Here is a 14,357-nt window from a genome sequence, read left to right as displayed (position 1 = left end):
GCATGAATGACTCCAATTCATTGACGATCCGCCCGACACAAATTGCCGGACTGCTTGAGCTGTCAATGCCTGTCCACGCGGACGAACGAGGTTGGTTTAAGGAAAATTGGCAACGCGAAAAAATGGTTGCTGCGGGGTTGCCCGATTTTCATCCGGTGCAGAACAATGTCTCGTTTAATGCTTTTCGCGGTACCACTCGTGGATTGCATGCCGAACCGTGGGATAAATATATCTCGGTGCTCTCCGGGAAAATTTTTGGCGCCTGGGTGGACCTGCGTCCTGGGGCGGGATTTGGGACGGTGTATACAGCAACTGTTGGCCCCGATTCTGCGTTGTTTATTCCCCGCGGTGTCGCCAATGGTTTTCAAACCCTTGATCCGGACACGGTGTATTCATACTTAGTGACCGAGCATTGGACCGAGCAGGCTCGGTCCAACTACAGCTACGTCAACCTGGCAGACCCAACTCTCGGGATCAATTGGCCCATCAGCCTAGACGAAGCGATCATCTCCGAAGCTGACCTCAAACATCCCAACCTTGATGAAGCAAAACCAGTACTTCCGAAAAAAATTGCTGTCCTCGGCGGCACCGGTCAGCTGGGACGAGCTTTGACAGCGCTGGGTGTGGAAGATCCACGGATTGAAGTATTTTCGCGCGCAGAATTCGATTTTGAGCGGTCAGGTTTTTTGGAAGGTTTTCCGTGGGCCAACTATAGCCATGTCATCAATGCCGCTGCCATGACCGCGGTTGATGAGGCTGAGACTCCACCGGGACGTCGCCGTGCCTGGCAGGTGAACTCTACTGCTGTTGCCTCACTGGCCGCACGGTGCGCACAGCACGATGTCACGTTGGTGCACGTATCCACGGACTACGTTTTTGACGGAAAAGATCAGGACGTGAAAGAACAGCACCCGATCTCACCATTAAGTGTTTATGGGCAGAGCAAGGCGGCGGGTGAAGTCGCGGTTTTATCCCACCCAAATCATGTAGTGGTGAGAACGAGTTGGGTTGTCGGGGAGGGGAAAAACTTTGTCGACACGATGTTCAACCTGGCGCAGCGGGGTGTGTCTCCGAAGGTGATTGACGATCAATTCGGCCGACCAACATTTGCGGTGGACTTGGCGCAGGCAATCATGCATCTGATTGACACCGGTCAGCCCGGCGGCACCTACCATCTTCAGGGCGAAGGGGAAGTGACTAGCTGGTATGAGTTGGCGCGCCGAGTTTTCAGCCTCTCCGGGCACGATCCTGACCGGGTTGCCCCTACCTCGGCAGTCGAGTACCTCAGCAGCGTTGCCTTGGCTGCACCACGTCCTCGCAACAGTTCTTTCAGTCTGAACAAGATCCGTGCGACCGGTTATCTGCCCGTGAACTACCTGGTTCGGCTGGAAGAGTACATAGAAGCGAAACGGAACATCGTGCAGATCCTCGATTAAGTCACTGATTCAACTTTCGGCGATGTTTCGCAACACAGTAAATTTCGAGTGGATGCTCAGTGAGCGCACGCTGCGCTCAGGCGGAACCAAAGGGCACGAAGTGCCGTATTGCGACTGTCAGCTCGAAATTCCTAGTCATCAAGCTTTCTATCCAAGACTTGATCCGTAGCCCGGTTACACAGCTGCTACGGACAATTACCTGAAATTGTGAGTCTCGGTACTTGGTTCGTTATGAACGCCCTAAAATATCGTGATTTTTCTCCGTAGCGAGCCTAGGATAAAAAACACGCGGATTGGTCGGGGGATCCATTCGCAGTCATATATGGGGATATGAACCGATTGGGGCGGTTTAAATGGAGTACTCGAGCGTATTTATTGGGGATGACACTCGGAATTCACGTAGGCTTTGGGGTGAGACCAGCGCGCTGGTCGCTACCCCTACCGACGCGAGCACCGAGATCGGAAGAATTCTAGAAAAATCAACAAAATCTGGAGCGGTGGTCTCTGGGCCATCGGGTAGTGGGAGGCGTGCCAGCGCCGAAGCGGCGCACAGCCAGTTGAATGACGCGCCACGGCTGATCAGGCTTAATGGCAGTAGCTTCGGTCAAAACATGCCGCTGGGTGTCCTTGCCTTTCTGTTGGCTCAAATCGAAACCGCTCAACAGCCAACCCATCATGAACTGGTGCACGGACTTGCCCGTTTATTGTGCCCAGAAGGAAAACCCTCGGTAGTTTTGCTGGGGAAACCTGATCTGATCGATGAGGAGTCCGGTTCCCTGCTGGCACAGCTGGCGGCCATGCGAAAAATCAAACTGGTTGTGGTCTGTGATGAAATTCAGGACCTGCCACAAGACATCTTGGCACTGTTCCGCTCCGGGCAATTGGAGCATGTGAGTATCTGCCGCATGAACACCTTGGAGACTCGCGCATTTTTAGAGTCCGAATTGCAAGGGCCGATTTCAGCATTCGCGGCTTCGACCTTGCAATACCTGGCGGACAGCAACCGTGGTGTGATTTTGAAGTTGGCCCGGATCTGGATTGCCAATGGCCAACTGAGTCAGGAATCGGATACTTGGGTTCTTCGCGACTTGGAGCTGGGTAACGGGCCGGCGGTCCAAACCCTGTTTAACTCCATGGCTTCGGGCCTCGATGACGGTGAACGTGTGCTGTTATATGCGCTGGCTCTAGGGGGTCCGGTGTCACGGGAAATGGTTCACCGTGCAGCGCAGACCAAGGCAATGGACCAGCTGATTGCCAAGGGCCAAGTGAAGGTGGTGCCCCAGGCTGAGCACCGTCTCATGATTGCTGTTCCGCTGCTGCGTCTGATGCTTCGTCAAAGCATTGATCCTGAAATGGAGCGCAGCGGCCGAGATCTTGTGGCGCAGCTGCACCAAAACGCAGAAACGGCTTTGACCTTATCCACCATTTCCGTGCTGTCTGATCTGGGACAGAACACGGAACTGTTGGATATTGCCGAGGACTACTCGGCTCACGGCTACGCCAAAGCGCAATGGGTGGTTGGTCCGTTTGCTCGGGTACGTATCCTCAAGCTTCATATCAGGGCTCTGCTTCGGCAGGGTGAGATCGCCGCAGCGACCGTCATTGTCAGGAAAGCGAGTGAGAATCTGCATGCGGCCATTGAAGACTCATGGTCTCAGGATCGTTTGCTCCGTGCCCAACAAGAACTTGAGTTGTTAACGCACCTAGTTGACGCTGCGCGTGCTGAAGAAGAAACAAATTTTGAGGCCAATGCCTTGGAGGCTTCAGCTTTACCGCAACAAGCATGGATGACCCGGGGGCTAAATCTCCGCGCCATGGCGCTGCAGTCGGGTAATTATGCTGCACGTGCACGGCAGTCCGATGCCCAAGCGATAACCAGCTTTGTCAGTAACGAGTTGCGTGTCCGCCGGTTGGGAACAGCGGCATATGGCAACGTGTGTTTTGATGACCTCGGCGAGGTCGAAGAGCAGTTGCTTTTGACAGAAATGCTGTGCGGCATGTATTCCGAGGCCTTGGTGCGAGCTACCGAACTTGCGGCCGGGAAGTTCTCGAACCCCCAGCTGATCGCCCGGGCAGAAAGCCTGCGGGGAATCTTGTTTGCTTTGCAAAGCGATTATGAGCGTGCATTGAAGATTCTTGAACCGTCTCTCGCACAGCTACAAAAGCAGGGGAGCTGTGTCGAGCTTTCGGCCGTGGAAGCGGTTGTTGCCCATTCGATGATCATGGCCGGGCGGCGCTCAGATGCGGCCGAGATTGTGGGGCGCGAGTACGACGGAGAAAACAACACGGTTCCGGTGAACTTTTACACCTGGGTCACCCAGCTTTTCTCGTCGATGAGTTTGGCGGTTATCGGAATGCCGGAAGTCGCGATTGAGCGAATGACTTCCTTTGCCGTCAAAGCACATGCCGCTGGTTACTTGATGCTGGAACTGGGGAGCATGGCTTATGTGCTGCGCTTGGGAGGTGACGATCCGCAGCACAGGCTAGGTGAAGTTTCGGCCCTATGCCAAGGGCCACTGGCCGAAATGTACTCTGAGCTGTCCACAAAATGCCATGATGGCTCAGCTGACCTCTTTACTGTACTTCGCAACCTGGTGGTAGCCGGTCATCTGCTCATGGCCACGGTACCGGGCAACACACTGGTTGCTTCGCTGACCCTGAAAGATCAGCGAAAGCTGGCCAAGCTAGTGAGTACCGTGAAACGTCCGGCCTACATTGCTGACAGCACCTGGAGCGAATCCCCGGAACAGACCAAACCAGACGCACCAAACTGGGCGGGAGAGCTGACCAAACGCGAATCACAGATCGCTTTGCTGGCGATTTCTGGCAAAACAAATCTTGAGATTGCTCGTTTTAATGGTGTGTCGATTCGAACCGTGGAGGGACACCTGTATCAGGTGTACTCAAAGCTACAGGTTCGCAATAGGCAAGAGCTCACCGCACTGGATCGTACCAGCCGACGTGCGGCGGGACAGCTATGAGCGCCACCGCTTACCAGAGCAGGCGCAAATCCAGCGAATACCATGACCTATTGCACGTTGTGAGCACCCCAGAACCAAGCGGTGCCTTGGTTTTGGGAGGCGTCGGTATGGGCAAAACCAGCCTCGTTGATGCGGTGATGAGTAATTCTGGGAATATCGAGCCTGCAATGAAACTCTTCTGCAGTCCGACACTTGCTTCGGTTCCATATGGTGTCTTGTCACCATATTTGGATGCATTGGGCTCGGTAGAAGAACCGGTCCAGGTTTTGCGAGAACTCAATCGTGTGCTCATCAAGACACCAGTAAGTGACCAGCCGAGAATTGTGGTTGTTGAGGACGCGCAATTTCTTGATGCACAAAGCTGTTTTGTCCTTTCGACACTCATGGAAAACGCCGCGCTTAAGCTCATTGCCTTAGGCGCCGGGGCACTTGATTCCGAGTCCACGCTGGCGCAGCTCGCCCAGTCGCCACTGATGTCTACCATTGTGGTTCAACCACTGGACGTGGCCGGTATTCGTGCCGTCGCCGAATCCATGTTGGGTGGGCCCCTGAGCGAAAGTGCGGCGGGGTCGATACATCGACTCTCCGGCGGGAATCCGAGTTTTGTTGAAGCGCTCGTTGCCTCGTGCCTAGAACAACGACTCTTGATTCAAGACAAAGACCTGGACTACGGACCCGGTGCGCTCCAGGGAATCTGGGTGCTCAGCCAAGAAGATATTGCCATAGACGCGCGACTGGCCGATCTTGTCAGCGAAATCCATCGGCTCAGTACCGAGGAAGAACGCCGTGCCTTGGAGTTTCTGGCTTTAGGCGGGCCGGTGTCCAAGGAGACTCTAGAATTCGGACGGTTCGAGTACCGCCGGATGATTGATTCAGGCCAGTTAGTTGAGCTTGCCGACGCGAGGGTGACCTTGGCCTCGGAGTTGCATCGCCGTGTACTTGGTGTGATGACCTCGTCAGAACGAAGTGCGGAACTCTTTCAGACATGGAAGGAATACTCGGGAGGCTCAGCCACAGCACTTTCACCTTCCCACCTTTTATGGGGAATGAAGCTTGGATTGAGCTATCCCACAGAACGGGTGTTGAACGCCGCCAGCGCCGCATTAGATTCGAGCGACTATCCGTTGGCGTGGGAATTATGCAGAGTAGGAAACGTCGCGCACACAAGCGGGCAGGGGGCGTTGTTTGAAGCCGATGTGCTACTGGGGTTGGGGAGGTTTGAATCCGCGCGCAACATTCTTCTGCGTTTCGTTCGAACCGCCAAGGAACCGCATCTGCTGACGTTGGCCTACAGCCAATTACTGGTTGTTGTCACGAATTTGGGCAATAACCTGCCATTAATGGGTGAGTACATTCAGCAATGGCAGGATTGGGCCGAAAGCTTGCCGCCGGGTGAGGAATCATTGACTGCGGTGAGGGACCAGCAGTTCGCTAAGAAACTGTTGGTGTTGTGGACAAGCGTGAACTCCACCAACGGACAACGCCCAGCACCTGAGAGATTCGAACAGCTCATCAATGATCCTCAGTTTCCAGATCAAGGACAAATCATTGCCAGGCTGATGTCTTGTGATGTGGCAAGCGTTGAAGGGCGTTCAGAAAGTGCATTAAAAATTGCCCAAGAAGCCGCCCAGTTGATCGCAACCGACCCGAAGGTCCGGTCACTCTACGAGACACGGTTGATGTTTCTCCAAGTGTGGAACCTGTTGCAACTGGGGGATAATCTTCAAGCTCAGCGGTTCCTGGCGTCCTATAGGTATGGTGGGCCTCATTATGGTGTTCAGCATCAAGGAGCTATCGCCATGCTTACCGGGCTTGCCGACCTGCTGCAGGGACGTAACCAGTCTGCGGTGCGGATGTTGGCTGAGGCCGTGACCGAACTGCGTTTCACTGACCCGGGGCAAGTGTTGAGCCTCGCGCTGAATTTGTATGCCAAGGCGCGAGAACAGGCCGGTACCATCCTGAAGGGAGCTTCTTCAGATAGCTCCGGTCACCCCACTGATCCGCCAGGAGTCTTGGGGGAGTTGCCTTCGCGCCAGCGAATCTTCGCCCGCGCCTCGGCCACGAGTATTGGGCACGCGCTGGGAGAAGAAAAACTCAGGGATTTCCCGATTTTTGAACGTATGGCACTGGCAGGCAGAGTTTCGCATCTACCCGATGAACAACTTGTGGGTAATGAAGAGCTTCAGCGGCTGATGGTGCTGTGCCGGGAACACGAAGGTAACAAGTCACAGCTCCTGTTGGAACTGAGTGAATACCGTTCGGAGCCCGAACCTCGACCATTGGAAGAACTTGCGCAAAAAGCGTTCCGCCACCAAGAAGTGCTCATCGGTGTTGAAGCCTTGGCGCGGGCAGCCGTCCGGTACTCGAATGCAGGCGAACCACGCACCTGCGGCACGTTGTTGCGCCAGGCATCTCGGGTAGTTAACGAGCATCGGATCAATCCGAACAAATATGTTGCTCGTGCACTTGCCCTGACCGAACTCACGGCTCGCGAAGCTGAAATTGTTCAGCTTGCCTTGTCAGGAAAAAACAACTCGCAGATTGCCCGAGCGCTGACGGTTTCTCAACGCACGGTTGAAGGTCATCTGTATCGAGTTTTCTCGAAATTGGGAATTTCGGAGCGCTCTGAATTGGGTGTTGCGGAACTAGATTTTGGAGCAGCCCAGTAAGTTGACTACGGGTTTCAAGCAATCTTGAAGTAAGAACCACCCGTGCGCAGCCTTATTGAGTTTCAGTAATCTCTACTATTAGGGAGCAGCGCGAAATCAGAGCGATTTCATGCTGTCCACGAGAGAACTGGGGACCATGCACGTGGTTAACATCCCTAAGGACTCCTTCCCTTAGACGGGGCGGCGGTTAGCGAATCCGCAAGGATTACCCCCCAGCGCAACCGTTCGCCCCTTACACTAAACAGGTCTCATACCGGATCTCCCCCGATCGCTGGTATGGGACCTGTTTTGTGCGTTAAAGACATTTTTTGCCGAGCGAGTGCCCTCTAAGTATCAACCAAGTATCAGTCGAGTATTTTCTCAGAGTTTCCTCTCAGGATTCGAGTGTTCCTCCACTCGTGCCACTAAGTAGCTCGCACCATAAGCTCAACATTAAGAGTTGCTGAATTGGGTTTTTGGGGACGCGGCTCTTTATTGGGGAAATTGCATCGTTTTGGGGGATTACACAAGATGTGTATTTTTGGGGGACTTTCACGTGCCTGCGCCCGCGCTACGGATACATCGCAGGTTGCGAGGTACTGCCATGTCGCAGGTTAGCGGGCGAATTGAAGGCAGCAACTTAGGATCGTCGCGGCTGTTCGGCGCGACCCGAGCGTCGACCGGTACCGCGGTGGCCTCGACCGCTGCGCTGGACGGACGGCGTTACGTTCGCCGCCTGGCAATCACCGACTTCGTCATCATTGCGTTCGCCAGCGTCTTGCCGGAAGTTTTTGTCCTGGTCGGCGGTCGCATCAACGGCGGGAACCAAGAACTCACCGAGCACTTCATCTTGACCGGTGCTGTTGTAGCACTGGCTTGGCTTCTGAGTTTGACGTTTTTCCACACCAGGGCTTCAGGCCGCATCGCGGTAGGTATGCAGGAATACAAGTTTCTTGTCTACGCGACGGCAACCGTTGCCGGCGGGATCGGTCTCATAGCCCTTGTGACCGGCAACCTTGACTATCGCTTGTTCATCATCCTGAGCCTGCCAATTGGTCTGGGAGCGCTGCTGCTGGGACGTTGGACCTGGCGCCAGTGGCTGGCCAAACAACGCCAACGGGGTTTCGCCCTGAGCAATGTCCTAGTCTACGGGCAGGTCAAGGACGCACCCTACGTGGTCCGCCAAATCTCAAAACAGTCCGGGCCGGCCTATCGGGTCGTTGGGGTGTTGCTGGATGGCGAACACGACCAAGAATCCGAAATGAACCTGCGTGCCGTAGACCCGACCCTTCCGTTGACCTACGACACCGGAGCCATCGAGGAGGAAGTTCGGCGTTATGGCGCTGATTCCGTGGTGGTTGCCGGGCCGCTGAGCGGCGGCAACACCGCACTGCAGGAACTCGGCTGGCGCTTGGAAAAAACCGGCACAAAGCTGATCGTTGTCTCCTCGCTGACCAACGTGGCAAGCCGCCGGGTGCGGACAAGCCCGGTAGACGGAATGCCGTTGCTGCATGTTGAGCTCGCTCGTTTTAGCGGATGGCGGTTCTGGCTCAAGCGCAGTTTCGATGTAGTTTTTGCATCACTGGCGTTATTAGGACTCGGCCCGGTGTTTCTCGTCATCGCCCTGCTGATTCGTTTGGAAGGGCCAGGCAAGATCTTCTTCAAGCAGGAACGTGCCGGGCTGGACGGATTGCCTTTCTACATGTTCAAGTTCCGCTCCATGGTGGAAGACGCCGAAGAGCAGCTGAAGTTCCTTGAAGCCCAGAATGAGGGTGCTGGCCCGCTGTTCAAACTCAAGGACGACCCCAGGGTCACCAAGATCGGCCGGCTGCTGCGGAAACACTCACTGGACGAACTTCCGCAGTTTCTCAACGTATTACGCGGCGAAATGTCGGTCGTAGGCCCACGCCCGCCGCTGTTCAAAGAAGTCGAAACCTACACAGGCCACGACCACCGGCGTTTGTACCTGAAACCAGGTGTCACCGGGCTGTGGCAAGTCAGCGGTCGCTCCAATCTGGATTGGACCGAAAGCATCCGACTGGACCTGTACTACGCCGAAAATTGGACAGTTCTCAGCGACCTGCGCATCGTGTGGCGCACCTTTAAAGTCATGATCAAACCGGATGGAGCCTACTAAATGAGCATCGCACCAGATACAAGCGTCAACCCAGCGATTCGAGTCGCAGTGGTAGGCGCAGGATACTGGGGACCTAACCTGGCGCGAAACTTTGCAATGAGCAGTGAATGGGAACTAGTCGCCATCTGCGATATGGACCTTGAGCGTGCCCGGGGCCTGGCCCACAAAACCGGTGAACCTGCGGTGGCAGGTTCCCTCGACGAACTCTTGGCCAATCACGAGATTGATGCCATCGCCATTGCCACACCGGCAAGGACCCACTACGCCATCGCCATGCAGGCGATTGCCGCGGGCAAGCATGTGGTGGTTGAAAAACCTCTGGCAGATAACAGTGTCCACGGCCGGGAGATGGTTCAAGCCGCCGCAGCCGCAGGAACCATCCTGATGGCAGACCATACCTACTGCTACACGCCGGCGGTTCTGAAAATCCGCGACCTGCTAGCAGACGGCGAACTAGGCGAAATCCTCTACATTGATTCGACGCGGATCAATCTGGGACTGGTTCAACCCGACGTGGATGTGTTCTGGGATCTTGCGCCGCACGACTTGTCCATTCTCGACTTTGTGCTTCCCGGAGGACTACGCCCGTTGTCGGTGACAGCCCAGGGTGCAGATCCATTAGGCGCCGGCAAATCTTGTATCGGATACCTGAGCATGCCGTTGGAAAACGGAGCGCTGGCTCACGTGAATGTGAACTGGCTTTCGCCAACCAAGATTCGGCAAATGGTGATTGGCGGCAGTAAAAAGACTTTGATCTGGGATGACCTGAATCCGCAACAGCGTTTGAGCATTTTCGACCGCGGTGTGGATCTGGGCCGGCAGGAAATGATCCGCACCGACACCGAAGATCGTAAGGGCGCCACCATTTCCTATCGGCTCGGAGACACTTGGTCGCCGGCACTCTCCGAGTTCGAGCCGTTGGGATTGATGGTCTCGCAGTTTGCCGCGAGCATCCGCAGCAACAAACCAGCACCCACCGACGGTGAATCCGCACTTCGTGTCCTGCGTGTTCTGGAAGATGCCAGCGCAAGTTTGGCCAATGGATCCGCACCGCAATTTAGCATCGAGACTTCTGTAATGGGGAACGCATCATGACACAGCCTGTGGCACGCCTTGAGGGCAAAAAGTTTTTGGTTACCGGCGGCGCCGGAACCATCGGTTCCGAAATCGTCGACCAGCTGCTTGCAGCTGGTGCGGAACAGGTAGATATCCTGGACAACCTGGTTCGGGGGCGCCGCGGCAACATCACCGAGGCCCTGGCCAGCGGTCGGGTAAACCTCATTGAGGGCGACATTGCCGACCGCGAACTGGTTCGGGAAGTCACCCAGGGTAAGGACGTAGTTTTCCACCAGGCCGCCATTCGTATTACCCAGTGCGCCGAGGAACCGCGTTTAGCGGTAGACGTCATGGTCAACGGAACCTACAACGTGATCGAAGCGGCGGTAGAGGCAAAGATTCCCAAGGTCATTGCCGCATCCAGCGCCTCGGTGTATGGCATGGCTGAAGAGTTCCCCACCACCGAACGACACCATCCGTACAACAATGACACCCTGTACGGAGCAGCTAAGACCTTTAACGAAGGCCTGCTCAAGAGCTTCCACGCAATGTACGGCCTGGACTATACCTTGCTGCGCTACTTCAACGTGTACGGTCCTCGAATGGACGTGCACGGCGCCTACACCGAGGTGCTGGTGCGTTGGATGGAGCGTATTGCCGATGGGTTGCCTCCGCTGATCTTCGGCGACGGTTCACAGACCATGGACTTTATCTTCTCTGAAGATATTGCCCGCGCTAATTTGTTGGCGGCGGCCAGCCCGCTACGCGAAGGGATTTACAACGTAGCAAGTGGCACGGAAACCAGTTTGAAGCAGCTGGCTGAAACTCTCTTGAAGGTGATGGGTTCTGACCTTCACATCGAGTACGGTCCGGAACGTGCGGTGAACTCGGTGGTCCGCCGTTTGGCCGACACCAGCGCGGCCCGCCGCGATTTGGGTTTTGAATCGACCGTGGGGCTGGAAGAAGGACTGCGTCGGTTGGTGACCTGGTGGGAACCGCTGCGCGAAGAAGTGGCCGCCGGCCGACTTCTGAAAAAACCAGTTGCCGCTAACCACTAGGCAACAGCCCACGTACACATTACATTTGTGAGTACTCACGCGAACACCGATTTTTTGGGGGAAGAATCATGGATCGCATTAGCGTCATGAAGCCATGGCTGGGGACGGCCGAATCCGACGCGGTAGCAGAGGTTATCGCCTCAGGCTGGGTTGCTCAGGGGCCGCGCACCGCAGCATTTGAACAGGAATTTGCCAAGTACCAACGGGTCGGGCACGCGGTGGCGGCTTCGAACTGCACCACCGCATTGCACCTGGCACTTAAAGTGGCAGGGGTGCAGCCCTCAGACGATGTCATTGTGCCGTCGTTTTCATTTATTGCGACGGCCAATGCGCCGACGTACCTTGGCGCACGCCCGGTTTTCGCAGACGTTGAGCTGGAGACCGGCAATGTCACCGCGAACACCATCCAAGCGGCCCTGACCGAGAAAACCACCGCAATCATTGCGGTAGACCAGGGCGGAATGCCCCTGGATCTGGAGCCTTTGCGCAGGCTCTGCGACGAAAAGGGTCTGGCCTTGATCGAGGACGCGGCCTGCGGTGCCGGCTCCACCTACCGGGGCGCTCCGGTTGGAGTGGGCGCAGATGTCTCGGCCTGGTCGTTTCACCCGCGGAAGCTGCTCACCACCGGTGAAGGCGGCATGCTCACCACCAACAACGAACAGTGGGCGCAGCGCGCCCGGCGACTGCGCGAACACGCCATGGATGTTTCTGCCGCTGACCGCCACGGCTCGACCTTGGCTCCCCAGGAAAGTTATGGCGAGATCGGTTTTAATTTCCGCATGACCGACATGCAGGCCGCCGTAGGCTTGGTTCAGCTCTCTAAACTGGACCAGATGGTGGCACGCCGCCGGGAATTGGCAGCACGGTACCAACAGGCTCTGGCAGGGATTCCGGGACTACGCTGTGTGCAAGATCCAGAGTATGGAACGTCGAACTACCAGTCATTCTGGATTGAGCTCACCGAAGCGTTTGCGCTGAGCCGTGAAGAACTGCTGGCAAAGCTTGCCGAAGATGGAATCTCGGCACGCCGCGGCATCATGGCGACCCACCTGCAGCCAGCATATGCAGGGCATTCCGGATACACGATCCCGCTGCCGGTAACCGAACAGCTGACCGCCAACACGCTGATCCTGCCGCTCTACCACGACCTGCGCGAAGCCGAGCAAGACCGCGTGATTGTCAGTGTGCTTTCCGCCAGTGTACTCACCAGCACCGGGGCCTAGGATGGCGCAGGTACTGCTACTGGCCGCCAGCGGGCTGGCCAGGGAAACACTTGAATCAATCCGCGGCACCGGTGACCATGAGGTCACCGGGATCTTGGATGACAACATTTCGTTACATGGAACGAAAGTGAATGGTGTGCCGGTCCTGGGCGGGTTGGAGCTGGCGGCCGAACGCACCGAGCAGCTGCTGATCTGTGCAGGCAAGGGAAGCTCCCGGGCTGCCATCATCCGGCGCTTGGGCCTGGACAATGAACGGTATGCGACACATGTCAGTGCCCATGCGGTACTGGGCTCAAACGTCCACGTGGGGACCGGAAGCATCATCCTTGCCGGCACCGTGGCCACCAGCGACATCCGCATTGGCCACCACGTGGTGCTGATGCCCCGCGTAGTGCTCACCCATGACGACGTCTTATCGGATTACTCAACCTTGGCCGCCGGTGCTGCGCTCGCCGGATCCGTCCACGTGGGCCGCGAGGCCTATCTAGGAACCAACAGCACGGTCCGGGAAAACCTCAATATCGGGCCTGGTTCCGTGCTGGGCATGGCCGCGGCCCTGATCTCCGACTTGCCGGCGGGCCAGACCTGGGCTGGAAATCCGGCCCGCGAGCTGAATACGTTCCGCTCTGGATCGCAGCCGGTCCAGGATTCCCACACACTTTCGAACGCAAGCCTGAAAGAAGCCACTCGATGAGCAATAACTCGACGACAACCCACGCACCTATTCCGCTGGTTGATCTCAAAGCGCAACAGCGCGAAGTCCAGGAACAGGTTAACGCCTCACTGGCCCACATCTTTGAGCACACTGCGTTCATCGGCGGGGCTGCGGTGAGCGACTTTGAACAGTCTTATGCAAACTTCTTGGATACCACGTACTGCATCGGTGTAGGGAACGGGACGGATGCCCTGGAGCTCGCCTTGCGTGCCGCCGGGGTGGGGCCGGGGGACGAGGTCATCATTCCGGCAAACACCTTTGTCGCCACGGCAGAGGCGGTAAGCCTGACCGGTGCCACCGTGGTGCCGGTGGATGTTGACCCGCAGTACCTGCTGATTGACCCTCTGGCGGTGGCCGAGGCGGTGACCGAAAAAACCAAGGCGATCATCCCGGTGCACCTTTACGGGCAGACAGCGTTTGTTGAGGAGCTGGAACCCATTGCCGCGGCCTGCGGAGCGATCATCATTGAGGACGCCGCGCAGTCACAGGGAGCTACCCGTTTTGGTCGCAAGGCCGGAACCTTGGGGCAGATTGCAGGAACAAGCTTTTATCCGGGCAAAAACCTTGGGGCGGCTGGCGACGCGGGAGCGGTGTTGACCAACAACAGCGAGCTCGCCGAGCGAGTTCGCCTGCTGTCGGCCCACGGAAGCCGGGTGAAGTATGTCCATGAGGCCGTAGGGCGCAACTCCCGGCTGGATGCGGTTCAGGCGGTGGTGCTCAGCGCCAAGCTTGAGCGTTTGGCTGGGTGGAATGAGCTGCGTCGACGGGCCGCAGAGCGCTATGGCCAGTTGCTGGCCGAGGTACCAGGGGTAGTTCTGCCGCAGCAGGCCGAAGGCAATGAGGATGTCTGGCACCTGTACGTTATCCAGGTCGAAGATCGCGACCGGGTCTTGGCGGAACTGAATGAGGCAGGTATTGGCGCCGGAATCCACTACCCGGAACCGATCCACCTGACCGGAGCCTTCGCCCACCTTGGGTACGGTGCAGGTTCGTTCCCGGTGGCTGAACAGGCCGCCGATCGCATCCTGTCGCTGCCGCTGTACCCGCACCTCACCGAGGAACAGCAGCAGCGGGTGGTTCAAACCTTAAAGCGAGTACTGTAG

At 56.8% G+C, this 14,357-nt stretch carries 10 protein-coding genes; 9 read left to right on the top strand and 1 reads right to left on the bottom strand.

All coding sequences use genetic code 11. From position 1 onward, the window contains the following. The first annotated feature begins 2 nt into the window (after positions 1–2). Entirely contained in the window at positions 3–1,436 is a 1,434-nt protein-coding gene (locus tag ACIOWL_RS01140) for a sugar nucleotide-binding protein (RefSeq protein ID WP_400380608.1), read from the top strand. Positions 1,437–1,933: 497 nt separating this feature from the next. Beyond that, positions 1,934–4,417, top strand: coding sequence for a LuxR C-terminal-related transcriptional regulator (locus ACIOWL_RS01135; RefSeq protein WP_400380606.1), 2,484 nt, complete (start codon positions 1,934–1,936; stop codon positions 4,415–4,417). 629 nt (positions 4,418–5,046) lie between these two features. Here the strand turns inward: ACIOWL_RS01135 and ACIOWL_RS01130 are convergent. Beyond that, complete coding sequence (locus tag ACIOWL_RS01130; protein WP_400380603.1) at positions 5,047–5,178, bottom strand: hypothetical protein; 132 nt, start codon at positions 5,176–5,178, stop codon at positions 5,047–5,049. Positions 5,179–5,280: 102 nt separating this feature from the next. On the opposite strand from ACIOWL_RS01130, the gene ACIOWL_RS01125 reads away from it, so the two are divergent. The 7 genes from ACIOWL_RS01125 (at position 5,281) to ACIOWL_RS01095 (ending at position 14,357) form a co-directional block, all read left to right on the top strand. Next, on the top strand, positions 5,281–7,086 hold the full coding sequence (locus ACIOWL_RS01125; RefSeq protein WP_400380600.1) for a response regulator transcription factor: 1,806 nt from the start codon (positions 5,281–5,283) through the stop codon (positions 7,084–7,086). Positions 7,087–7,669: 583 nt separating this feature from the next. Continuing rightward, positions 7,670–9,202 (top strand): sugar transferase, encoded by a 1,533-nt coding sequence (locus ACIOWL_RS01120; protein ID WP_400380598.1) that lies wholly within the window; start codon positions 7,670–7,672, stop codon positions 9,200–9,202. Then, positions 9,203–10,297 (top strand): Gfo/Idh/MocA family protein, encoded by a 1,095-nt coding sequence (locus tag ACIOWL_RS01115; RefSeq protein ID WP_400380596.1) that lies wholly within the window; start codon positions 9,203–9,205, stop codon positions 10,295–10,297. After that, entirely contained in the window at positions 10,294–11,316 is a 1,023-nt protein-coding gene (locus tag ACIOWL_RS01110) for an NAD-dependent epimerase/dehydratase family protein (protein WP_400380593.1), read from the top strand. Before ACIOWL_RS01115 ends, ACIOWL_RS01110 begins: the two co-directional genes overlap by 4 nt. A 68-nt stretch (positions 11,317–11,384) precedes the next feature. Next, positions 11,385–12,539, top strand: coding sequence for a DegT/DnrJ/EryC1/StrS family aminotransferase (locus tag ACIOWL_RS01105; RefSeq protein WP_400380590.1), 1,155 nt, complete (start codon positions 11,385–11,387; stop codon positions 12,537–12,539). A 1-nt stretch (position 12,540) separates the two neighbouring features. Beyond that, positions 12,541–13,233, top strand: coding sequence for a NeuD/PglB/VioB family sugar acetyltransferase (locus ACIOWL_RS01100; protein WP_400380587.1), 693 nt, complete (start codon positions 12,541–12,543; stop codon positions 13,231–13,233). Continuing rightward, positions 13,230–14,357, top strand: a complete 1,128-nt coding sequence (locus tag ACIOWL_RS01095; RefSeq protein ID WP_400380584.1) for a DegT/DnrJ/EryC1/StrS family aminotransferase — start codon at positions 13,230–13,232, stop codon at positions 14,355–14,357. Before ACIOWL_RS01100 ends, ACIOWL_RS01095 begins: the two co-directional genes overlap by 4 nt.

This window comes from Glutamicibacter sp. NPDC087344, assembly GCF_044744225.1.
Taxonomy (GTDB): domain Bacteria; phylum Actinomycetota; class Actinomycetes; order Actinomycetales; family Micrococcaceae; genus Glutamicibacter.
The sequence above is the reverse complement of the archived record's forward strand: the minus strand, read 5'-3'. Positions and strand labels throughout refer to the sequence as shown.

Excerpts from the sequence above, each read along its gene's own strand:
- ACIOWL_RS01140 (WP_400380608.1), top strand. The coding sequence starts at position 3 with ATGAATGACTCCAATTCATTGACGATCCGCCCGACACAAATTGCCGGA.
- ACIOWL_RS01130 (WP_400380603.1), bottom strand. The coding sequence starts at position 5,178 with ATGGATTTCGCTGACAAGATCGGCCAGTCGCGCGTCTATGGCAATATC.
- ACIOWL_RS01125 (WP_400380600.1), top strand. The coding sequence starts at position 5,281 with ATGATTGATTCAGGCCAGTTAGTTGAGCTTGCCGACGCGAGGGTGACC.
- ACIOWL_RS01120 (WP_400380598.1), top strand. The coding sequence starts at position 7,670 with ATGTCGCAGGTTAGCGGGCGAATTGAAGGCAGCAACTTAGGATCGTCG.
- ACIOWL_RS01115 (WP_400380596.1), top strand. The coding sequence starts at position 9,203 with ATGAGCATCGCACCAGATACAAGCGTCAACCCAGCGATTCGAGTCGCA.
- ACIOWL_RS01110 (WP_400380593.1), top strand. The coding sequence starts at position 10,294 with ATGACACAGCCTGTGGCACGCCTTGAGGGCAAAAAGTTTTTGGTTACC.
- ACIOWL_RS01105 (WP_400380590.1), top strand. The coding sequence starts at position 11,385 with ATGGATCGCATTAGCGTCATGAAGCCATGGCTGGGGACGGCCGAATCC.
- ACIOWL_RS01100 (WP_400380587.1), top strand. The coding sequence starts at position 12,541 with ATGGCGCAGGTACTGCTACTGGCCGCCAGCGGGCTGGCCAGGGAAACA.
- ACIOWL_RS01095 (WP_400380584.1), top strand. The coding sequence starts at position 13,230 with ATGAGCAATAACTCGACGACAACCCACGCACCTATTCCGCTGGTTGAT.